This is a genomic window from Selenomonas sp. (assembly GCF_052169755.1).
GTDB lineage: Bacteria > Bacillota > Negativicutes > Selenomonadales > Selenomonadaceae > Selenomonas.
Genome location: NZ_JBQNBV010000011.1, coordinates 1 through 20,458, shown reverse-complemented (window position 1 = coordinate 20,458; position 20,458 = coordinate 1). Strand labels below are relative to the sequence as shown.

Below are 20,458 nucleotides of genomic sequence, written 5' to 3'. Positions count from 1 at the left end.
ATAAACTACACACACAAATATCCACTTCATGGACATTATGCGCCGCCCTTACAGAAACCTAGCCAATCAGTCTGCGCCCTTCGGGCTTGACTTCTTGGGGTTTCAAAATAAAAGTCTCTTCTATACGTTTCTTCAAAGACTGTACGGAAATTATTGAAAAATACGCTTTCTCGTGAGTAAGAACAACGGAACTCGGCTCTTTTCCCATCTGCTTGCTGTATAGCTGCGCTTCTTTTGAAAAGGGATTTTCCGCCGCATTTTCGTACATAGACATATCAAAAATAGCAATGATGCGAGAAAAAGAAACGGAGTAGTCATCACCGAGATGAAGATACATGAAATCCCTCCCTACGCTTTTTATCATCTGTCACAACTTTTGAAAACACTTCCGAGCGTTTTGGAAAAGGACGGAAAACTGCGCTTTCTGCCATCTCACGTCGAAGATCGTAAAGTGTGCGGCGCAAAATTTCCTCTGTCAACTGTTCTGGGCGCAGCGCCCGATAAAGCATGACGAGCGTTTTCGCGTCCAAACTCGACCAATCACCGAATTCGACGCGACGCGCCAAATCTTGCGCAAGACGCGAACGTTCCGCAGCAACCATCGCAGGCGTACAAGGAATATACTCCTTGATCTCAGTGTACCGCGCCCATGGAATATCGAAAAGACAACGACGAATCAAACGGCGCTTTTCCTTTTTCTCTTCACACGCACAAGAAAGGCATACATGATCTCTTCGGACAAGTCTGCCACAGTGCGGACAAGGACTTTCTCCCAATGTCTGCCGTGCCTTTTCACTCTTTTTCTTCACTTCCAAAATATGCAGGAGTTTCATACGCAATCTCTTATTCGTTACAGCAGAAATCTCACGTCGACATTCTTCCTGCTCGTTCGGCGTCAAAATCATCTTTTTCAGGATGTCTTTATATTCCTCTTGCTCTTTTTCCTCAAAATTTTTTTCATCCTCTTGCGCGCCGCGATGATATGCTTCACTTTTTTCCCATGAAAAAATAAGCTCTTTTACCATCTCATAACCGGCAAAATTATTCACACGCGAAAGAATCATGATTTGCATGAGCATGATCTCGTTACGCCACGCAGGAGCGGAAGCATATAATACAAGTTTATCTCCTTCAATTGCAAGAGGCCACACATGTGCAGCAACTGTATCACCGACAATTTTCCCCCAATGAAAGAGTACAAAGCGCTCCTGATATGCACGTTCAATCTTTTTCCCAAAAGAATGAATGCTCTTCGGTATCACCTTATTGATTTTTTCCATGCCGGGATTGCGCCGATAAGAAAACTTCATGTCATACCTTTCTTTTTTGATACTTTTCCTGATACTATATAGAAAATATTGCCTGTTATTTTCATCGGCAAATAGGCTTCATCCGTTGCTGTAATCAAGGTTTGTATACGTTCCTTGCTAATAAATTCCATAAGTCTTTCCCTGCGCGTACGATCCAACTCGCTCATGACATCGTCAAGCAGCAAAATCGGATATTCCCCTGTTTCTGAGCGCAAAAACTCCAATTCAGAAAGTTTCAATGCAAGAACTCCCGTGCGCTGCTGTCCCTGCGAACCGAAAGAACGCAGGTTGATACCGTTTACTTTAAGAAGAATATCATCCCTTTGCGGACCGACACTCGTAGAACCACGCAAAATATCAAGTTCTCTCGATTCTTCAAGTTTTTTATTATACCACGGAATAAGTCCAGATGTCACGCAAGGCGGCTCTTCTGCACATCCATAGAGTTCATACGAAAGGGAAAGGTTTTCTTTTCCTGCCGAAATGCGCCTTTGCATGAGATTTGCAAGCATATTGAGTTTCTTGACAGCTAAAAAGCGTTTTTCCACAATACGCGCAGCGCTTTCAGCGAGCTGACCGTCCCAAAGAAGAAGCATGTCTTTTTTTGCACGTCTTTCTTTAATCTTCTTTAAAAGATTATTTCTTTGCATAAGAATCCGTGCATACTGCATGAGTTCATGCCCGTAAGCAGGGCTTGCCTGCGATAATTCACTGTCCAGAAAACGTCTTCTTTCCGAAGGAGCACCCTTAATCAAAAAAAGATCTTCAGGAGAAAAAAGAACAGCATTAAATGTGCCGAATAACTCTTTTGTTTTTATTATTTCACCGTTTTTGCGCATGATGCGGCGTTTGCCGCGCTGAAATTGAAACTCCAGTGTATTATCTACATCGAGTCGTTCAAAAAGCAAATGCAGCCTTGCTTCCGAAGCATCCCAAGCGATGAGATCTGAATCCGTTGTAGTTCGATGAGAGCGTCCCATAGCCGCATAGTAAAGAGCCTCCGCAATATTTGTCTTCCCCTGCGCATTTTCGCCAAGAAGTACGTTGATATTGGGAGACAAGCTGAGTTCAAGTTCTGAATAGTTTCGGAAATTTTTGAGTTGGAGGCTCTTTGCTTTCATCAGTATATCAATTCTGCGTACGAACAGGCGTCACAATGTATACAAAAGTAGGATTGTCCTCTTCGCGTACAGCCGCCGCCTGCAAGCTTTCATTGAGCAAAAAACGGAAATTTTTGCTATTGAGATTCTTTAGAACATCTGTGACATATTTTGCATTGAAAGCGATATTGACGTTAGGACCTTCGATGGTAGCTGCAACAATTTCATTCGCATTGCCTACATCCGGACTGTTGGATGATATATGAACTTGATTGCTGCCAAATTCCAAACGAATGATATTATAATCGGCAGAACGTGATATCAGGGAAACTCGGTCAACCGCATCTAAAAAATCTTCAGTATCAAGAGTAACTGTAGTGGCAAAGCTCTTCGGTATTACACTTTCATAATTTGGAAATTGTCCTTCAATTAAACGTGACATAAATACGACATTTTCGAATTGGAAACTCGCTTGATTGGATGAGCAGCAGACATCAACTTCAATGGGCATATCAGAATTTAAGGCGCGCAGAAGTTCGTTGAGAAGCTTTGCGGGAATAATGATATGAAGATCGCCGGAAAGATTTGCAACCACCTCTTTTTTTACAGAAAGTCGATGCGTATTTGTTGCTGCCATTTTTAAAGTTTCTCCATTAATTTCCATCTGGCAGCCTGTGAATATCGGTCGAGATTCATCGGTAGAGCAAGCAAAAACCGTTTTTTTAATGATGTCGCGTAGTATGTTGTCTTGGATCTTAAAATGGACGCCTTCTTGCAGGCGTTTGACTGTAGGAAAGTCATTTGCTGGCATAGAAAGAAATGTGAAGTTTGAAGCTGCTGATTGTATTTTACTTACATTTTCGCCTATTTCTTGTGAAATTGTAACGGTATCGCCAGGTAGACGCCGGATGACTTCTTGCATATAGCGTCCGGAAAGGACAATTTTTCCTTGCTCTTCAACGTCTGCTGGAATGGTGCTGATGATGCCTATTTCATTGTCTGTAGCATGCAGTTCTAACTGATTATCTCCTGCTTCGAGATATATTCCTGAAAGGACTGGAGTTTGCGGCTTATTTGCGATAGCTTTTGAGACGAGTTGGATCGCTTGGACAAGTTCATTTTTATGACAGGTAAATTTCATGGTTCTTCTCCTTTTGGATAGGGAAAATTTTTTGGGTGGTCTCTTATTGACTTATGCGACAAGAATATAATAAAGAATAGCCGTAATAGTAGTAGGGCTTGTGGAAATGTGGAAAAGGCGTGTGGCGGCTTTGATATCAATAGCATGGATATGTGTATAATATTGTAGATAGATACGTTTTAGATATCCACATATACACAGAGGGAAAAGAAGAAAGCGTTTATCCACAAAGTTACCACAGGAATATACCAGAGTTTTCCACAGAGTTATGCACGACTATTCATGCTGTTTCTTATAAGTTTTCGATGCGCTGCATCAGTTGTTCGATTGTGCGGTCCAGTTTTGAATCTTCCTGTCTCTCTTTGCTGATCTTGTCGTATGCATGGATGACTGTTGTGTGGTCACGTCCACCGAAAGAAGCTCCGATCTGCGGCAGGGAGTTGTTCGTCAATTCGCGGCATAAGTACATGGCAATCTGCCGCGGCATAGCAAGGTTGCGCGTGCGCTTTTTGGCATGAAGATCGTCCAATCGCAGTTTGAAGTAAGAGGCGACGACTTCTTGTATGAGTTCCATCGTCACTTCGCGCGATTTGCCTGAAGGAAAGATATTGGCGAGCGCTTCGTTGACAAGGGAGGGGGTGATAGGCTGTTGTGTCAATGAAGCATAGGCGACGACTCTGGTCAGCGCCCCTTCAAGTTCACGGATGTTGTTGTCGATGCGATTGGCGATGGAGAACATCACATCATTCGGTACATCGAGGTGTTCAAGCGCAGCTTTTTTTCTGAGAATCGCTATGCGTGTTTCAAGATCTGGCGCTTGGATATCGGTGATAAGTCCCCATTCAAAACGTGAGCGCAGACGATCTTCAAGCGTTTGTATTTCACGCGGATGACGGTCGCTCGATAAGATGATGTGCTTATTGGCGTCGTGCAGGGTATTGAACGTATGGAAAAATTCTTCCTGTGTGTGTTCTTTTTTTGAGAGAAACTGAATATCATCGACGAGGAGAATGTCAATGTTGCGATATTTTTGACGGAAGGATTCAGGATTACCGTCTCGGATGGAATTGATAAGTTCGTTGGTAAATTTTTCGCTCGAAATGTAAAGAACACGCATCTCAGGAAATTTTTCTAAGATTTTATGTCCTATGGCGTGCATTAAATGTGTTTTTCCAAGTCCAACGCCGCCATACATAAAGAATGGATTATAAACTTTTCCGGGGGATTCAGTAACAGCGAGTGTAGCCGCATGAGCAAAGCGGTTTGAGTTGCCTGTAACGAATGTGTCAAAAGTATAGTGGGAGTTTAATGATGAAGCATCTCCAGGAGGAATCATGCCCGGCATATCATAGGAACGAGCAAGTCCTTCTGTTTTTTGCGGGGCAGTCGAGTATGGAAAAAGCGGTTTTTCGGCACAAATTGTTTCTTGAAGCATAGGACTGGAAGAGTTATTTTCCGGCAAAAGAGTTTCTTGAATCGGCGGGGATGGATAATCGTTCGTTTTAGGTTTGATGTCAAGATTTTTTATTTCTATACGGAGTTTTTTCTTGGTTAGATCAAGTACAGCATCTTCCAAGAAAGGGATATAGCGTTTAGCTATCCATTCTCGTGCAAGCGCTGTTGGTGCACCGAGTACGAGCGAGGTTTCGGAAAGTGACAGAGGTTTTACCGGACGAAGCCAATCGTTTAGGGTAAGTTCTGTCAAGGATTTTTGATCGAGGACTTTCTGCAGGATTTGTTCCCAAATCTCTTGCAGTTCTGATTGTTCCATGGAAAAATATCCTTTCTGTACATAATGTATGAAAACATGTCCTTATAATTTATCCACATTTTTGTACACAATCTGTGGATAAAAACGAAATTTCTATTCGTGAAAAGAGTAAACCTTCAAGAGATATGTTCAGCCGTTGCATGAAATGACACGGTTTGTTTTTCATCTGCTTTCTGCGATGGCATCATCCATGAAAGAAAGATATTGAATAAACTGTGGAAATCATATCCTTTTCTGTGGATAATGTGTATATCTTTGTGTATAACCTTTCAGGCGTGTGTTTAGTTGTCACATGCATCGGTATCTGTTGCTTTTTCCCCGTTTCCAGCGGTAGCATCATTAGAGAGACGCACTGTACATACATCCCCACGACTTAATAAAAGTCCGTTAATCAGTTTGTGCATGCGGCTTGACTTCTTGGGGTTTCATGTTAACTGCTTGCTGACTATAGAATATCTTAGCAGACTGCAAAAGAGTTATCAACAGGCATTTCGTTCCTGATGATTTAAAAATTGCTTTTGTACAAGAAAAAGCGGATAGAATGAAGGCGTTTGGATTTGCAGAGAGGACATGGAAAAACCTTGACACCCTTTTATCTCTGGGCTATAATTTAGCGTAGTTAAAAGCGATAGTAGGGGCGTTGTTTGTTCTTTTGCATTTTGACTAAATTTTTTTAAGGGGGTGGAATTTGATGAAGATGACATATCAGCCGAATAACCACTGGCGTAAAAAGACGCATGGTTTCCGTGAGCGCATGAAGACGAAAGGCGGCCGTCTTGTTCTGAAGAGAAGACGCGCAAAAGGCAGAAAGAAATTGTCGGCGTAAATTCGTTTCCTTGGCACTCACTAGGTCACTCCGGTGACCTTTTTTCATGAGGTGACAAAGCATTTTGATATTTGAATAGGAGTTTTTTGCATGTTTGGGTTGCCTAGAAATCGTATCTTGAAAAAGAAAAAGGATTTTCAGGCGGTATATTCCCATGGTAAATCGTATGCAAACAGATTTCTCGTGCTTTATGTCTTTCGCTCGAATGGATTTCAAGGAAAAGTCGGTTTTGCCGCGGGCAAGAAGCTCGGTAATGCCGTCAAGCGGAATCGTGTCAAGAGATTGCTTCGTGAGTCATATCGTATGAATCAAGGCGCGATTAAGGAGGGTGTTTCTCTTCTATTCGTAGGCAGGAAAGCTGCTGTTGATGCCGGTTGTCAGGATTTGGAGAAGGCGTTCCTTGCTCTTGCCAAGAAAGCTGGCATCATGGCAGGAGATGCGGAGTTTTCAATAGAAAAAAGAAAGAATTGCCGATGAAAACGCTGGTGCTTTTTCTCATTCGCTTTTATCGCGTGTTCCTTTCCCCGCTGAAACCGCCTTCATGCCGTTATATTCCGACATGCTCGGAGTATGCAATCATTGCTGTTGAGAAATATGGGGTGCGAAGGGGAGGATTCCTTGCCGTCAAAAGGATTCTTCGCTGCCATCCCTTTCACGAGGGTGGTTACGACCCTGTACCATAAGGGAAAAATGGATAAAATTCAGCTTATTCGTGTTTTCTACAAGACTAGGATGTGGTGATTTGGAATTTTTGTCTTCGCTGTTTCACCCTTTCATTGCGGTGATTCAGTTTATGTTGGAGAATTTGTACGCTTTTACAGGTTTGCTTGGTTTTGAAAATTATGGTATTGCCATTATTTTGCTGACGATTCTCATCAAGGTGTGCCTCTATCCGTTGACAGTCAAACAAGTGCGTTCGATGAAGGGGATGCAGGAGCTGCAGCCGAAAATGAAGAAACTGCAGGAAAAGTATAGGGACAATCCGCAGATGATGCAGCAGAAGATCGGTGAGCTTTATCGGGAAGCCGGCGTCAATCCTTTGGCGGGCTGCTTGCCGCTTCTCATACAGATGCCGATTCTCATGGGGATGTTTTATGCACTGCAAGGCTACGCATATTCGGGAACACCGTCTTTTCTTTGGCTGACCTCTTTATCGGAGCCTGATCCGCATTATGTGCTGCCGGTGCTTTCTGCTCTTTCGACATGGTTTGTGCAGAAACAGACGTCATCGGAAATGAATCAGCAGATGAAGATCATGATGATTGTTATGCCGATTTTCATTGGTTGGATTAGTTTGAGTTTCGCTTCCGGTCTTGTACTTTATTGGGTGACGATGAATCTCGTGCAGATTGTGCAGCAATGGTGGATGTATCGCGGTGAGAATGGCACAGGAAAGAAGGGGGTTGCCTAATATGGCAGATTTCGTGGAAATGACCGGCAAAACGGTGGATGAAGCGATTGAAGCTGCTCTTTTTGCACTGCATCTGCCAAAAGAGCGCTGCACAATAGAGATCATTGAAGAACCGTCCAATGGTTTCTTGGGATTGATTGGCAAACGATCGGCCAAGGTGCGCGTGACAGCAAAAGATGAGTCTTTGCCTGGGCAGGAATACGAAGTTCGTCCGGTAAGAGAAACGGTACGGGAAGAAGCTCAGACACCGATTGTGCAGGTGGAAGAAGAACATGCAGAAAAAACGATGGAAGGAGCGTATTCCGCATCTCGGAAAGAGAGCGCATCTGCTGATTTTCGCGGTTCTTCGGCGAGCGGCGAGGAAGCTATCGTAGATCGTGGTTTTTCTTATTCTCCTGCGAGGGAAAGTCGGTCTTTTTCCGAGCAGCGTCGTGAGCGTTTTTCGCCGGACAGGCGTTCTTATGAGATGGATTCTTCTTCGTATACACGCAGCGATGGGTTTCGTACATCGACATCTTCTATTGATGCGACAGTTCCGCTCAAGAAAGCGGAGGATTTCTTACAGCAAATTTTTCGGGCGATGGAACTTGATGTTGCCGTTGAACGAAAAGAGCATCCGCATTCGTATGAGCTTAATCTTTCGGGGCATAATCTTGGAATCTTGATTGGCAAGCACGGGCAGACGCTCGATGCGTTGCAGTATCTTGTGAATCTCGCAGCGAATCAAGGACTGACGGAGGAGCGTGTGCGTATTGTTTTGGATATCGAAGGATATCGAGAACGCCGCGAGGAAACGCTCTATCGTTTGGCGGTACGCTTGGCAGATCGTTGCTGCCGCACAAATCAGCGTGTGGTCTTGGAGCCGATGAATCGCCATGAACGAAAGTTGATTCATTTGGCTTTGCAGGAGAATCATCGCGTTTTGACTTACAGTGCGGGTGATGAGCCTTTTCGCAAGGTTGTCATTGAGCCGAAGCATCGCGTTTCGCGAATGGATGGATACATGAGAGAAGAGGATTATTGATGTTTTGTATCGGGCTGTTGCATTGAGCGACAGCCCGTTTCTTTCATTACGGGAAGGGGATAAAAAAGTGCAGCAGGCAGATACGATCAGTGCTGTAGCAACGGCTGCCGGCGAAGGCGGTATCGGTATTGTTCGACTTTCGGGTCAGAGTGCTGTAAAAGTGGCTTCTCAGATGTTTCGCGCTGCCTGCGGTAAAAATCTTAACGAGATTGATGCAGGGGCGTTTCTTTATGGTACGATTGTACGCGAGGATGGTCGCCTTGTCGATGAGGCGATTTGTCTCATCATGCGTTCACCTCATTCGTATACGAAAGAAGATGTTGTGGAGCTGCAATGTCATGGCGGTGCGCTCTCCTTGCGCGAAGTTTTGGCTTTGACATATCAATACGGCGCACGTCCCGCAGAGCGCGGTGAATTTACAAAGCGTGCATTCCTGAACGGCAGGCTCGATCTTGCTGAGGCGCAGGCGGTTATGGATGTGGTGCAAGCAAAGACGGAAAAGGGCTTAGAAATGGCAGTGGGGCATCTTGCCGGATTTTTTTCTTCTCGCATACGCAAGATGCGTGAGGAGATTTTGATGCTTGTCGCGCATTTAGAGGCGGTTATTGATTTTCCAGAGGATGGCGTTGATGATATCGTGCTTGCCGATGCGCGTGAAAAGATCGAGGAGTTTCACGCGAGGATATGTTCTGTTTTAGAGACAGCACATACGGGGCGTATTTTGAGAGATGGTTGTGAAACAGCGATCATAGGTAAGCCGAATGTTGGAAAGTCTAGTCTCTTGAATGCACTTTTGCGCGAGGAACGTGCGATTGTTACGGATATCCCAGGGACGACGCGTGATACTATTGAAGAGTATGTCAATATCGGAGGAATACCTCTTAAAATCATTGATACGGCAGGTATCCGTGAGACAAAAGATGAGGTGGAGCGTATCGGCGTGGAAAAGGCGCGTGCTCATATAGAAAGTGCGGCTCTTGTGCTCGCACTTTTTGATGGATCACGTCCTTTGGAAGCGGCAGATGAGGAGATCTTGTCACTTCTTTCGGGAAAACAGGCATTTCTCGTCGTGACGAAGAAGGATTTGCCGCGTGTTCTTGATCTTAAAAAATTGAAAGAATGGACGGATTTCCCGTTGCTTGAGGTTACAACGAAGGAAGAGGACGGACTTTTGCCTCTGATTGATACCATTGTGAAGGTTGTTTATAAGAACGGTGAATCAGGTGCAGAGGGATCTTTCGTTGCCGATCTTCGAACGCAGGATATTTTGGGAAAAGCGGCAGAATATCTGGCATCGGCGCTTCGTGCGATTGATGAAGGGCTGGGGCTTGACTTCTTATCGATCGATTTGCGTTCTGTGTTAGAAAAGCTCGGGGAGATCACTGGAGAAACGGTGGGGGATGACATCATTGATGAGATATTTTCTCGTTTTTGTGTCGGCAAGTGAGGGGAAAGAGTTTGTTTATCGCTGGTGAATACGATATTATTGTCTTAGGTGCAGGTCATGCGGGGGTGGAGGCGGCGCTTGCGGCAGCAAAACTCGGCTGCCGTACGCTTTTAGCGACGATTTCTTTGGATAACATCGCTCTTATGCCATGCAATCCTTCGATTGGGGGACCTGCGAAGAGCCATCTTGTGCGCGAGATAGATGCGCTTGGCGGCGCTATGGCGCTCAATGCCGATCAAGCGGCAATTCAATATCGTCTCTTGAATACGGGAAAGGGACCTGCGGTTCATGCACTGCGGGCGCAAGAGGATAAGAAAGTCTATCAATTTCTGATGAAGGAACGCTGCGAAAGGCAGGATGGGTTGGAAGTAAAGCAGCTTCTTGCAGAAAAAATTCTTATTGAGGATGGGGCAGTGCGCGGCATCTTGGTGGAAACAGGTGAGATATATCTTGCTTCTGCTGTCATTCTCGCGACGGGAACGTATCTAAAGGGACGTATTGTCATTGGAGAGCATACGCACAGCGGCGGACCGAATGGGCAGAGAGCGGCAAAGAAGTTGTCTCACTCACTGATGGAGAATGGTATCAAGCTTATGCGCTTCAAGACGGGAACGCCTGCACGTCTTGATGCGCGCTCTCTTGATTATGCGAAAATGCAGATACAGCCGGGTGATGATGCGATGCGCAGTTTCTCGTTTTTGACGGAGGAAAGGACGTATGAGCAGCTGCCATGTTACTTAACGTATACGAATGAAGCGACGCATACGATTATTCGCGAAAATATTGATCGTGCGCCGATGGTAAATGGTATCATTGAAGGTATAGGACCGCGCTACTGTCCGTCGATCGAATCGAAGATTCTGCGGTTTCCCGATAAGGATCGTCACCAGCTCTTTTTAGAGCCGGAAGGGTGGCATACGCAGGAGGTTTATGTGCAGGGCATGTCGACGAGTTTGCCCATCGATGTGCAGGAAGCTTTCCTGCATACGATTCCAGGCTTGGAGAAGGCGCGTATCATGCGCCCGGGATATGCTATAGAGTACGATTGTATCGATCCGCTGCAGCTTTTGCCTAGCCTTATGTTCAAGAGAATTCAAGGATTCTTCTCAGCAGGGCAGTCGAACGGTACATCGGGTTATGAAGAAGCTGCAGCGCAGGGGCTTTTAGCAGGTGTCAATGCTGTACGTTATATCCGCAGTGAAGCGCCGTTCATTCTGAGCCGTGCGGAAGCGTATATCGGTGTTCTCATTGACGATCTTGTGACGAAAGGGACGGATGAGCCGTACCGCATGATGACTTCCCGTGCCGAGTATCGCCTGCTTCTTCGACAGGATAATGCAGATTTGCGTCTGACGGAGAAAGGACGCGAGATTGGGCTTGTTGATGATACTCGCTGGAAGAAGTTCTTGGCGAAAAAGAATGGTATCATTGAGGCGAAAAAAAAGCTCGAAGAGGCAGTCATTCATCCGTCCGCCCAAACTCTTTCCTGCTTGAAAGCAGCAGGACTGGATCCCATACGTACATCGACGACACTTGCCGAACTCTTGCGTCGTCCAGAGATGAGTTACAGTAAGCTGTGCAGTTTGTTCTCGTTGGAGCGTTTGGCGCCGGAAATTGAAGAGCAGCTTGAAATTGGTATCCGCTATGAAGGATATATTGAAAAGCAAAAAGAACAAGTGCGGCGTTTGGAAAATCTGGAAGCGCACCGCTTGAGCACTGATCTTGACTATAATGTTGTGCCAAGCCTTCGCGATGAAGCTCGTGAAAAACTGGCGGCGATCCGACCGCTTTCCGTGGGGCAGGCAAGCCGTATCTCGGGGGTTTCTCCGGCAGATATCTCGGTTTTATTGGTTTGGCTTGAGCAGGAGCGTCGCAGAGGGAGGACATAATGTTTCGAGAAGAGCTGGAAAAAGCGGCGCTCCTCTACGGGATGCCGCTCGATGCACATCAAATAGATAAGTTCAGTATCTATTATGATTTGTTGATGGAATGGAATCGGAAGATGAATCTCACAGCGATCACCGAACCTAAAGAAGTCGCTTTGAAACATATCATTGATTCTTTGACAGCGCTTCGAGGCATGGAGCAGGTGGATTCTTTCAGTCTCATTGATGTGGGAACCGGGGCAGGATTTCCGGGAATACCTTTGAAGATTCTTTGCCCGGGTATGCGTCTCTTGCTCCTTGATTCTTTAAAGAAACGTGTGCATTTTCTTGAAACAGTTGTCAAAGCGCTTGATCTCAAATATGTCGAGTGTCTGCACGGTCGTGCTGAAGAAGCGTCACGAGATAAAAAGCTGCGCGAGTGCTTTGATGTTGCGGTATCACGCGCGGTTGCACGCCTTTCTGTTCTTTCTGAGTATCTTTTGCCTTTCGTGTGCATAGGCGGCAGAGCGATCGCTTTGAAGGGTATGCGTTACGCGGAAGAAGTGCAGGAGGCAAAATATGCTGTTCGGATTTTAGGCGGTGCGAAAATAGAGGAAATTCCCGTTACGTTGCCCAGTCTTTCCGATAAGCGTGCGGTTCTTGTCATGGAAAAAGTGCGTGTGACGCCGAGAACTTATCCGCGCAAGGCAGGTATGCCGACAAAGTTTCCTCTAGTACAGGTTGACTATTAACGTTGTGTGGAAAAAAGACGATATATCTTGAAGAGACGGAAAGGACGGTGTTTCGGAGTGTGGAAAAAGAAGATAGCAGCTGTTTTGGGTGCGGCTTTTTTTACAGGCAGTTTGATTTTTAGCTCGACAGCTTCGGCATACATCATAAATGTCGGTATGGAAGATCTCGCCGCACAAGAAAAAAAGGCAGCGGATACCGATAAGAAGGAAATGAAAGAGAAAAAGGCGGTTCCAGAGAAGAAAACGGAGCAGCAAAAGCCGGCGGCACAGCAAAGTCAAAAGGCAGAGAAGAAGCCGGAGAGCAAGGGAAACACGCCGGAAATGGAGCGTTTGCAGGATAAGAAAGACAATGCTTCTATGAAGGCGTCGGAGAACAAGACGGCAAATGAACCGAAGAAACGCATGGAAGAAAAGATGGCAACGGAGCCGAAAATGCTAAAAGCACCGGCGCAGGAGAAGCATGGGAATTCGCCGAAAATACTTGCACAGGAAAAATCGAAAGAGGCATCCAAGCCCGCAGAAAATACATCTGCCAAAAAGAATAAGGGGAATACAAAAGAGCGTTTTCAAGAGATATTCCGTGATAATTCCTTTATTTATTCAATGGATACGCAGAGCGCACGCTATATCCCGATACCGAATCGTCAAGATAAGATGATTGACGTTTGGGTGAAACTCATACCGAATACGTTCTCTGATGGTGATACCAATGCAGGGAAATATTATCTTGAGCATTATTATATCAACCCTAAGACGCAGCAGATCCAATTTCTCTGTGAACTTGAGGTTACGGGCAGGCCGTCAAATGCCATCAAGGAGCGTTCTTACAGTTCACAGAATTGGGAGAATCTCGTACCCGGAAGTGTAGAAGACGATATATATCATGCGGTTGTGAAAAAGGTGAAAAGTTCTTCCGGTGTTGGCGGTGCGATGAGTCCGTCGGTTAAAGATATGCTGGATGATTATTTGAACATCGCTATCTAAAGGAAGCATGGGAAAACCTGTGGATAAGGTTTGTGGAAATAACGCAAATCTATCCGCTTTATCCACAGATTTTTACTATAATTGTTTTATATGTGGATAGAAATGTGGATAAGTTGCAGGGAATATGGATAACGCTGATGTTTACCCACAAGCAATAAGAAAAGAGGCTGTTGCAAACAAATGCAGCAGCCTCTTTAGATTGAAATGGTATCAGTGATGGAAAAGGCGAATATGTGTCATCGCCATGAACATGTTGTATTTATCAGCGGTTTCAATGACGTTGTCATCGCGAATGGAACCGCCGCTTTGGGCGATGTAAGAAACGCCGCTCTTGTGGGCGCGTTCGATATTGTCGCCAAAAGGGAAGAAAGCGTCGGAGCCAAGTGCGACTTCTGTTGCTGTCTTGAGCCAAGCAGATTTTTCTTCAGGCAGGAATACCGGCGGTTTTTCTGTGAAAATGCGCTTCCATTCGTTGCTTTCAAGGAGATCTTTATATTCATCGGAAAGATAGACATCTATGGCATTGTCACGGTCGGGACGGCGTACATCATTCTTGAATGGCAGAGAGAGAACCTGCGGGCTTTGGCGCAAATACCAAATATCGGCTTTGTTCCCTGCCAAACGCGTGCAGTGGACGCGCGACTGCTGGCCTGCGCCGATGCCAATCGCCTGTCCGTCCTTGGCGTAGCAGACGGAATTAGACTGCGTGTACTTTAAGGTGATGAGAGAGAGAAGAAGGTCACGTTTAGCATTGGCGGGCAGATCTTTATTTTTCGTTACGACATCTTTCAGACAATCATCTGTGATGGCGATATCGTTGCGTTTTTGTTCGAAGGTCACGCCAAAGACCGTTTTTGTTTCCTTCTCTGGTGGCATATAAGCGGGATCCATTTGAATAATAAGATAATTGCCCTTGCGCTTTGTTTTGAGGATTTCAAGCGCTGCTTCAGAGTAGGCAGGCGCAATGATGCCGTCGGAAACTTCGCGCTGTAGGAAGGAAGCCGTCTGTGCGTCGCATGGATCGGACAAAGCGACAAAATCGCCATAGGAAGACATACGGTCAGCGCCACGCGCACGGATATAGGCGGTTGCGACAGGTGACAGATCAATTCCCTCAACGAAGTAGGTTTGTTTCAATGTGTCCGAGAGCGGCACGGCGACAGCGGCTCCTGCAGGGCTGACATGCTTGAAAGAGGCAGCTGCGGGAAGGTGCGTGGCTTTTTTTAGCTCTTGTACAAGCTGCCAGCTGTTCATGGCATCAAGCAGATTGATGTATCCGGGCTTGCCGTTCAAAACTTGGAAGGGAATATGCCCATTTTCCATATAAACGCGTGCGGGTTTTTGGTTTGGATTGCAGCCATATTTCAGTTCGAGTTCTTTCATTAGAATCGCTCCTTTTTGATTTTCCATAAAAAAACGACCACGGGCACACGAAATCATTTACTGCCCAGACGGTCGGCTTTTTCTGCTGCACTCCCTTGTGGTCATCCACTTCCGTCAGTCATGCAGCTTATGGTTTCAATGTATCATTCTCGTTCTTTTTTGTCAAGTCCGTTCCTTTCCGAACGCTGATGTGGTATGATGTAAGAAAGGTTTTCCTTGGGGATCTATGGGAGGGATTTTGTGATGTTGAATTGTATCGGTGTTTTAACGAGCGGCGGCGATAGTCCCGGCATGAACGCGACAACGCGTGCGGTTGTTCGTACGGCGCTCTTCGAAGGTGCGGAAGTGTGGGGGATTCATAACGGATACCGTGGGATTTTGGACGATGAGATGTTCAAAATGGAGCGAAAAGATGTCGGTGATATTATACAGCGCGGCGGTACATTTCTTGGTACGGCGCGTTGCCATCGTTTTATGACGCCGGAAGGACGTGCAGAAGCGTATGAAAAGCTCAAGGCGAAGGGAATTGAAGGACTTGTCATCATCGGCGGCGACGGCAGTCTGCGCGGCGCTTCGCTTCTGAGTGAAGAGCATGGAATTCCTATTGTGGGATTGCCGGGCACGATTGATAACGATGTCTGGGGTACAGATTATACGATCGGCAGCGATACAGCAGCGAATACGATTATTGATGCAATCAATAAGCTGCGTGATACGGCGTCAGCGCATCGCCGCGTCGTTGTTCTTGAGGTCATGGGGCGTCATTGCGGCTGGCTCGCTTTGATGAGCGGGATTTCAGGCGGCGCAGAATATATTCTTGTACCGGAAGAGGATTTTGATCTCGAAGAGATCAGCAATGAGATCAAGGAAGCCTACAAGAAGGGAAAGCGTTATATTCTCGTCGTCGTTGCCGAAGGTGCGGGCAGCGGCATCGAGGTCGGAAACTTCATCGCTGAACATACGGACATCGAAACGCGCGTTTCGGTACTCGGTCATATACAGCGTGGCGGCACGCCGTCTGTCATTGATCGAGTGAAGGCGAGTCAGCTCGGTGAAAAGGCAGCGCTCGCGATTCTTTCAGGTCTTTCCAATGTTGTATTCGGCTTTCATAGCGGTAATGTCGTTGCCATTGATCTGCATGATGCCGTGACGAATAAGAAAAAACTTGATCCAGAATATATGCGCCTTGCAAAAGTATTGGCATGAGAAGCCAGTGTTTCTAAAAGAAGAAGGAGCCTCCTTTGCACGGGAAGCTCCTTTTTGTTTTGATGTTTCACGTGAAACATGGAGTATGGAAATTACGGATAAATGGAATACTTTCGCTTTGCATATTTTTTGCTAAAACTTCCGTTATTCGCCGACGAAATTCTTGGCAATTTTTACTGCACTCACGCCATCGTTTGCATAGGCGTCAGCACCTGCGCTCGTGGCGTAATCTTCGGTGACGGCGGCGCCGCCGACGATGATACGGGCTTCGCTTCCGGCTTCACGGAGCTTTTTGACAACTTTATCAATCTGGGTCATGGTTGTTGTCATGAGGGCGCTGAGACCGACGATATCGGCTTCTTTTTCGAGAGCTGTGCGTACAATGGTATCGGCATCAACATCTTTACCGAGGTCGATCAATTTGAAGCCGCTGTTTGATAGAAGGGCTGAGACGATATTTTTGCCGAGATCGTGTACATCGCCTTTGACCGTTGCCATGACGACAGTTCCTTTGTTTTCCGTCTGCTGTGCCGGAAGAAGTTCTTTGATCTTTTGAAAAGCGGAGCGCATCGCTTCGGCGGAGAGTAAGACTTGCGGCAGGAATACACGACCTGCACCAAAATCGACGCCGATGTCATTCATGGCGGCGGTCAAAGCCTTCTCCGTGATCTCATGCGATGAATGACCTTCGCGGATCGCTCGCTCGGTAAGTATAGCGATGCTTTCCGAAGCGCCGTCGATGACTGCCTGTTTGATTGCAGATAGTACGTCACCTTCGATTGGCTTTGCTGTCGCTGCTTTTTTTGGTGTTTTGAGGTTTGCTTCATTACGACTGAAGGCAATGCCACGCGGGTCTTTTCCCATAAGTGCAGCGCTTGCCATTAAGGTTTCCTGCATTTTCTCATCGTAAGGATTCATGATCGGTGCATCAAGCCCTGCAGCAAGACACATGGCAAAGAAGGTGCTGTTGATCAAGGGACGATTCGGTAAGCCGAAGGATACATTGGATAGACCCATCGTGGCAGGATAGCCAAAACGCGTGCGATAAATCTGCAAGGTTTTTAGAACTTCAAGGCAGGCGTTTTGGTCAGCGGATATGGTCATGACAAGCGCATCGAGCAGAAAATCGCCGTCTTTTAGACCATTCTTCTTTGCCGCTTCGATGATACCATTTATTACAGATGCACGATCTTCAGCGCTCTTTGGTACGCCGTCTTCTGTGATGGGAAGACAGAGAATAGCTGCACCGTACTTTTTCGCCAAAGGCAGGAATTCTTCGATGCGTTCTTTTTCAGCGCTGACCGAATTGATGAGAGCGCGTCCTGGATAAGCACGCAGACCGGCTTCAAGAGATTTGGTATCACTGGTATCAATCGCAAGCGGTGCATCGGTGATTTGTGATACTTCTCGAATGGCATCATGCATCGCCTGTACCTGGTCGATACCGCCAACGCCCATGTTGACGTCTAGGAGATGAGCGCCTGCACGGACTTGGTCGACAGCTTCGCGCTTTACAGAGAAGAGGGAACCATTCTTTATTTCTTCAGCGAGTTTTTTTCTCCCGGTTGGATTGATGCGTTCACCAATGAGTGTGGTTGGCAGATTTTTGTCGATAATGACGGTCTTGCTGCGGCTTGTGAGACGTAGGCGTGTATCGGCAGACTTTCGTTTGGCTTCAGGAAGATTTTTGACGGCGGCGGCGAGTGCTTGTATATGTGCGGGCGTTGTGCCGCAGCAGCCTCCGAGATACGTTGCGCCGGCAGCAACGAGTTTTGGCCCCCAGTCGGCAAACTCTGCAGGCCCCATAGGGAAGATCGTTCTGCCGTTCTCAAGACGCGGCATACCGGCATTGGGAAGAACACTGATGGGGATGGAGCAGTTATCAGCAAGTGTCTGTACGATAGGGACGAGCTGCTCAGGACCGAGTGAGCAGTTTACGCCGATGATACTCGCGCCAAGCGCTTCCAATGTGACGGCGGCAGTCTGGGGGTCTGTGCCTGTTACGGAACGTCCATCCTCGCTGTAGGAAAGTTGGCAGATCACGGGTAGGTTCGTCGCGTCTTTGGCTGCTAAGAGACCTGCGCGCATCTCCTGAATGTCGATGCACGTTTCAAAGAGCAGATAATCTGCACCCGCATCGGCAAGCGCTTTGGCCTGTTCGTAGAAAGCTCCGTAGGCATCTTCAAATGCGAGATCACCGAGAGGGACGATGAAGCGCCCCGTAGGCCCGAGAGAGCCGACGATCTTGGCGCGTCCTCGGGATGCTTCGTGTGCGATTCGCACCGCCGCTTGATTGATTTCCACCACGCGATCTTCTAAGCCATAGTGATCGAGCTTCAAGGCGGAGGCTCCGAAGGTATTCGTTTCTATCATTGTAGCACCGGCATCGATATATGCTTCATGGATTTTTCTCACGACATCGGGTTGTTCGATGTTCATGAGTTCGGGGCAGCCTCCGGCTTTCAAGCCGCCTTCTTGCAGCATTGTTCCCATGGCGCCGTCAAAGATATGAATCATAGATAGTCTCCTTACGTTAGTATCCGTTATTGATGAATGGTATCACCGATGAACTTGTAATAAATAATTTTGGTATCAACTGCTTTTCCGCGAGGGGCAGTCGACTTTGTCGCAGGCAGCACAGCCGTTTGGCGTATGCGGCTCTGGCGTCGTTTGCTGTGGTACAAGCCCGATGATCGCAGTAATGGATTTACGCGGTACGAGCATCGAGGCTTCACTGAGATGGACACCGATCTTTTCACTTTCTGCTAAGCGCACCATTTCTGACTGTTGATCGAGCGGCCAATCACCGTAACCGGGACTGAAGCGCCAGCGCATGGTGTAACCTTCTTTTGCTGCTTTTGGTTCGATCGCTTTTTCCATCGCATCAGCGACTTGCTCGACAGCGGCTGTGGCGGCAGCATCAAGAATGACAGAATAAGCATAGCGGCCCTCTGAGAAGTATTTTGTCACATGATCCTCTATGGCATCACCGACACTCGCTGAAAGGATGATAACCTTTTCAGCTTTTGCAAGATGTTTAGCGATGAGGTTTCCTTCCATAGTAAAAGGGGGGGCAGCGAGTACCGTTTGCTTTGCTGCATCATAATCGTAAAGCTGCCATATACCACGAGGTTCGGCAAGGAGACGCGCTTCTAAGCACGCCTCCTCAATGAGTTTTTCGTCGAAATCCTTTGCCTTATTCAATCCGGCATAACGACGAGTTTCCTTTGGATCAATATGGAGCAGGACTGTATTGTAAATGGGCATAAAACTCCTTCTTTCCGGGTATCTAATGGGATGGATGTTTCACGTGAAACATCCATCTTCATGTATGATGGGTGGACTTGGATACTTTCCCCCATCAGTATATCATGCTATAATAGGAAAAGAAAAGGTTATGGAGGAAAAGAACGTGGCGAAAATTATAGCAGTAGCCAATCAAAAAGGCGGCGTAGGAAAGACGACGACATCGGTAAATTTGAGCGCCGGTCTTGCCATACTGGGCAAACGCGTACTGCTCATTGATTCCGATCCGCAGGGGAATGCAACGAGTGGGTTTGGTATCAATAAATCAGATTTGACGACGACCATTTACCAGGTATTGATTGATAATCTCGCTATGGAGAAGGCGATTCTTCACACAGGGTATGAGGTCGATATATTGCCCGCAAATATTGAGCTTGCCGGAGCGGAGATTGAGCTTGTTGCTGCCATCTCACGTGAGAACCGTTTGAAGCGATCGGTTGATACTATACGAGAGAAATACGATTTCATTTTAATTGACTGCCCGCCGTCCTTGGGGCTTTTGACACTCAATGCGTTGACAGCGTCTGATACCGTTCTAATGCCGATCCAATGCGAATTCTATGCACTTGAGGGTTTGGCGCAGCTGATGAACACAATGACGTTGGTGCAGACTAACTTGAATCCTGCTTTGGAGATCGAGGGCGTGCTTCTGACAATGTTTGATTCGCGCACTAATCTTTCCGTGCAGGTAGCAGAGGAAGTTCGAACACATTTCGGTGGTAAAGTATATCGTACGGTCATACCGCGTACTGTGCGCTTGAGTGAAGCACCGTCGTATGGACAGCCGATCATCGCTTATGATAGGAATTGCAAGGGGGCTGTCGTCTATATGGATTTGGCAAAGGAGGTGGCGGAGCGTGACAGCTAGAAAGCATCAGGCGTTGGGCAAAGGGCTGGGGGCGCTCTTTCCTTCAGAATTGAAAACGCCGGAA

The 20,458-nt window shown here is 46.8% G+C and carries 19 protein-coding genes and 1 riboswitch; of the genes, 11 read left to right on the top strand and 8 right to left on the bottom strand.

The window, feature by feature from the left end:
* Nucleotides 1–58: 58 nt before the first annotated feature.
* The 5 genes from remB to dnaA form a co-directional block, all read right to left on the bottom strand.
* The gene (remB, locus tag ACTTKG_RS01825; RefSeq protein WP_442672555.1) at nucleotides 59–337 is read right to left on the bottom strand and encodes an extracellular matrix regulator RemB; all 279 of its coding nucleotides are present in this window, start codon (nucleotides 335–337) and stop codon (nucleotides 59–61) included.
* A complete protein-coding gene (locus ACTTKG_RS01820) occupies nucleotides 318–1,310 on the bottom strand; it encodes a DUF721 domain-containing protein (protein WP_442672554.1) in 993 nt (330 codons plus the stop codon). Before ACTTKG_RS01820 ends, remB begins: the two co-directional genes overlap by 20 nt.
* On the bottom strand, nucleotides 1,307–2,431 hold the full coding sequence (gene recF, locus ACTTKG_RS01815) for a DNA replication/repair protein RecF (RefSeq protein WP_442672553.1): 1,125 nt from the start codon (nucleotides 2,429–2,431) through the stop codon (nucleotides 1,307–1,309). Before recF ends, ACTTKG_RS01820 begins: the two co-directional genes overlap by 4 nt.
* Before the next feature lie 7 nt (nucleotides 2,432–2,438).
* Entirely contained in the window at nucleotides 2,439–3,551 is a 1,113-nt protein-coding gene (dnaN, locus tag ACTTKG_RS01810; protein WP_442672552.1) for a DNA polymerase III subunit beta, read from the bottom strand.
* Nucleotides 3,552–3,843: 292 nt separating this feature from the next.
* On the bottom strand, nucleotides 3,844–5,322 hold the full coding sequence (gene dnaA / locus ACTTKG_RS01805; protein ID WP_442672551.1) for a chromosomal replication initiator protein DnaA: 1,479 nt from the start codon (nucleotides 5,320–5,322) through the stop codon (nucleotides 3,844–3,846).
* A gap of 691 nt (nucleotides 5,323–6,013) precedes the next feature.
* Between dnaA and rpmH the strand changes: the two genes are divergently transcribed.
* The 9 genes from rpmH (at nucleotide 6,014) to ACTTKG_RS01760 (ending at nucleotide 13,631) form a co-directional block, all read left to right on the top strand.
* Nucleotides 6,014–6,148, top strand: coding sequence for a 50S ribosomal protein L34 (rpmH, locus tag ACTTKG_RS01800; protein ID WP_006192627.1), 135 nt, complete (start codon nucleotides 6,014–6,016; stop codon nucleotides 6,146–6,148).
* Nucleotides 6,149–6,238: 90 nt separating this feature from the next.
* Nucleotides 6,239–6,625 (top strand): ribonuclease P protein component, encoded by a 387-nt coding sequence (gene rnpA, locus ACTTKG_RS01795; RefSeq protein ID WP_442672550.1) that lies wholly within the window; start codon nucleotides 6,239–6,241, stop codon nucleotides 6,623–6,625.
* Complete coding sequence (gene yidD, locus ACTTKG_RS01790; RefSeq protein ID WP_442672549.1) at nucleotides 6,622–6,831, top strand: membrane protein insertion efficiency factor YidD; 210 nt, start codon at nucleotides 6,622–6,624, stop codon at nucleotides 6,829–6,831. The genes rnpA and yidD overlap by 4 nt, the downstream gene beginning before the upstream one ends.
* A 110-nt stretch (nucleotides 6,832–6,941) precedes the next feature.
* Nucleotides 6,942–7,559: a YidC/Oxa1 family membrane protein insertase gene (locus ACTTKG_RS01785; RefSeq protein WP_442672548.1), complete on the top strand. Its 618-nt coding sequence runs from the start codon at nucleotides 6,942–6,944 to the stop codon at nucleotides 7,557–7,559.
* A gap of 1 nt (nucleotide 7,560) precedes the next feature.
* Nucleotides 7,561–8,583 (top strand): RNA-binding cell elongation regulator Jag/EloR, encoded by a 1,023-nt coding sequence (jag, locus tag ACTTKG_RS01780; protein ID WP_442672547.1) that lies wholly within the window; start codon nucleotides 7,561–7,563, stop codon nucleotides 8,581–8,583.
* Nucleotides 8,584–8,650: 67 nt separating this feature from the next.
* Nucleotides 8,651–10,030 (top strand): tRNA uridine-5-carboxymethylaminomethyl(34) synthesis GTPase MnmE, encoded by a 1,380-nt coding sequence (mnmE, locus tag ACTTKG_RS01775; RefSeq protein WP_442672546.1) that lies wholly within the window; start codon nucleotides 8,651–8,653, stop codon nucleotides 10,028–10,030.
* An 11-nt stretch (nucleotides 10,031–10,041) separates the two neighbouring features.
* Nucleotides 10,042–11,919 carry a tRNA uridine-5-carboxymethylaminomethyl(34) synthesis enzyme MnmG gene (mnmG, locus tag ACTTKG_RS01770; protein ID WP_442672545.1) on the top strand — a complete coding sequence of 626 codons (1,878 nt, stop codon included), beginning with the start codon at nucleotides 10,042–10,044 and terminating at the stop codon, nucleotides 11,917–11,919.
* Complete coding sequence (gene rsmG / locus ACTTKG_RS01765; protein WP_442672544.1) at nucleotides 11,919–12,647, top strand: 16S rRNA (guanine(527)-N(7))-methyltransferase RsmG; 729 nt, start codon at nucleotides 11,919–11,921, stop codon at nucleotides 12,645–12,647. The genes mnmG and rsmG overlap by 1 nt, the downstream gene beginning before the upstream one ends.
* Before the next feature lie 57 nt (nucleotides 12,648–12,704).
* Nucleotides 12,705–13,631, top strand: a complete 927-nt coding sequence (locus ACTTKG_RS01760; protein WP_442672543.1) for a head-tail adaptor protein — start codon at nucleotides 12,705–12,707, stop codon at nucleotides 13,629–13,631.
* A gap of 210 nt (nucleotides 13,632–13,841) precedes the next feature.
* Here the strand turns inward: ACTTKG_RS01760 and ACTTKG_RS01755 are convergent, their stop codons facing one another.
* The gene (locus ACTTKG_RS01755) at nucleotides 13,842–15,014 is read right to left on the bottom strand and encodes a phosphoribosylaminoimidazolecarboxamide formyltransferase (protein WP_442672542.1); all 1,173 of its coding nucleotides are present in this window, start codon (nucleotides 15,012–15,014) and stop codon (nucleotides 13,842–13,844) included.
* 55 nt (nucleotides 15,015–15,069) lie between these two features.
* Nucleotides 15,070–15,146, bottom strand: a riboswitch (ZMP/ZTP riboswitch).
* 111 nt (nucleotides 15,147–15,257) lie between these two features.
* On the opposite strand from ACTTKG_RS01755, the gene pfkA reads away from it, so the two are divergent.
* Nucleotides 15,258–16,220 carry a 6-phosphofructokinase gene (gene pfkA / locus ACTTKG_RS01750; protein ID WP_442672541.1) on the top strand — a complete coding sequence of 321 codons (963 nt, stop codon included), beginning with the start codon at nucleotides 15,258–15,260 and terminating at the stop codon, nucleotides 16,218–16,220.
* A 144-nt stretch (nucleotides 16,221–16,364) separates the two neighbouring features.
* Here pfkA and ACTTKG_RS01745 read toward each other — a convergent pair whose 3' ends face one another.
* Nucleotides 16,365–18,737: a homocysteine S-methyltransferase family protein gene (locus ACTTKG_RS01745; protein WP_442672540.1), complete on the bottom strand. Its 2,373-nt coding sequence runs from the start codon at nucleotides 18,735–18,737 to the stop codon at nucleotides 16,365–16,367.
* A gap of 75 nt (nucleotides 18,738–18,812) precedes the next feature.
* Nucleotides 18,813–19,487: a methionine synthase gene (locus ACTTKG_RS01740; RefSeq protein WP_442672539.1), complete on the bottom strand. Its 675-nt coding sequence runs from the start codon at nucleotides 19,485–19,487 to the stop codon at nucleotides 18,813–18,815.
* A gap of 130 nt (nucleotides 19,488–19,617) precedes the next feature.
* Between ACTTKG_RS01740 and ACTTKG_RS01735 the strand changes: the two genes are divergently transcribed.
* Nucleotides 19,618–20,394, top strand: coding sequence for a ParA family protein (locus ACTTKG_RS01735; RefSeq protein WP_442672538.1), 777 nt, complete (start codon nucleotides 19,618–19,620; stop codon nucleotides 20,392–20,394).
* Nucleotides 20,395–20,458 lie beyond the last annotated feature (64 nt).

Coding starts and splice junctions, on each gene's coding strand:
- ACTTKG_RS01755 (WP_442672542.1), bottom strand. CDS start 15,014: ATGAAAGAACTCGAACTGAAATATGGCTGCAATCCAAACCAAAAACCC.
- ACTTKG_RS01740 (WP_442672539.1), bottom strand. CDS start 19,487: ATGCCCATTTACAATACAGTCCTGCTCCATATTGATCCAAAGGAAACT.
- recF (WP_442672553.1), bottom strand. CDS start 2,431: ATGAAAGCAAAGAGCCTCCAACTCAAAAATTTCCGAAACTATTCAGAA.
- ACTTKG_RS01820 (WP_442672554.1), bottom strand. CDS start 1,310: ATGAAGTTTTCTTATCGGCGCAATCCCGGCATGGAAAAAATCAATAAG.
- pfkA (WP_442672541.1), top strand. CDS start 15,258: ATGTTGAATTGTATCGGTGTTTTAACGAGCGGCGGCGATAGTCCCGGC.
- dnaN (WP_442672552.1), bottom strand. CDS start 3,551: ATGAAATTTACCTGTCATAAAAATGAACTTGTCCAAGCGATCCAACTC.
- rnpA (WP_442672550.1), top strand. CDS start 6,239: ATGTTTGGGTTGCCTAGAAATCGTATCTTGAAAAAGAAAAAGGATTTT.
- ACTTKG_RS01735 (WP_442672538.1), top strand. CDS start 19,618: ATGGAGGAAAAGAACGTGGCGAAAATTATAGCAGTAGCCAATCAAAAA.
- ACTTKG_RS01785 (WP_442672548.1), top strand. CDS start 6,942: ATGTTGGAGAATTTGTACGCTTTTACAGGTTTGCTTGGTTTTGAAAAT.
- jag (WP_442672547.1), top strand. CDS start 7,561: ATGGCAGATTTCGTGGAAATGACCGGCAAAACGGTGGATGAAGCGATT.
- rsmG (WP_442672544.1), top strand. CDS start 11,919: ATGTTTCGAGAAGAGCTGGAAAAAGCGGCGCTCCTCTACGGGATGCCG.
- yidD (WP_442672549.1), top strand. CDS start 6,622: ATGAAAACGCTGGTGCTTTTTCTCATTCGCTTTTATCGCGTGTTCCTT.
- ACTTKG_RS01745 (WP_442672540.1), bottom strand. CDS start 18,737: ATGATTCATATCTTTGACGGCGCCATGGGAACAATGCTGCAAGAAGGC.
- remB (WP_442672555.1), bottom strand. CDS start 337: ATGTATCTTCATCTCGGTGATGACTACTCCGTTTCTTTTTCTCGCATC.
- dnaA (WP_442672551.1), bottom strand. CDS start 5,322: ATGGAACAATCAGAACTGCAAGAGATTTGGGAACAAATCCTGCAGAAA.
- rpmH (WP_006192627.1), top strand. CDS start 6,014: ATGAAGATGACATATCAGCCGAATAACCACTGGCGTAAAAAGACGCAT.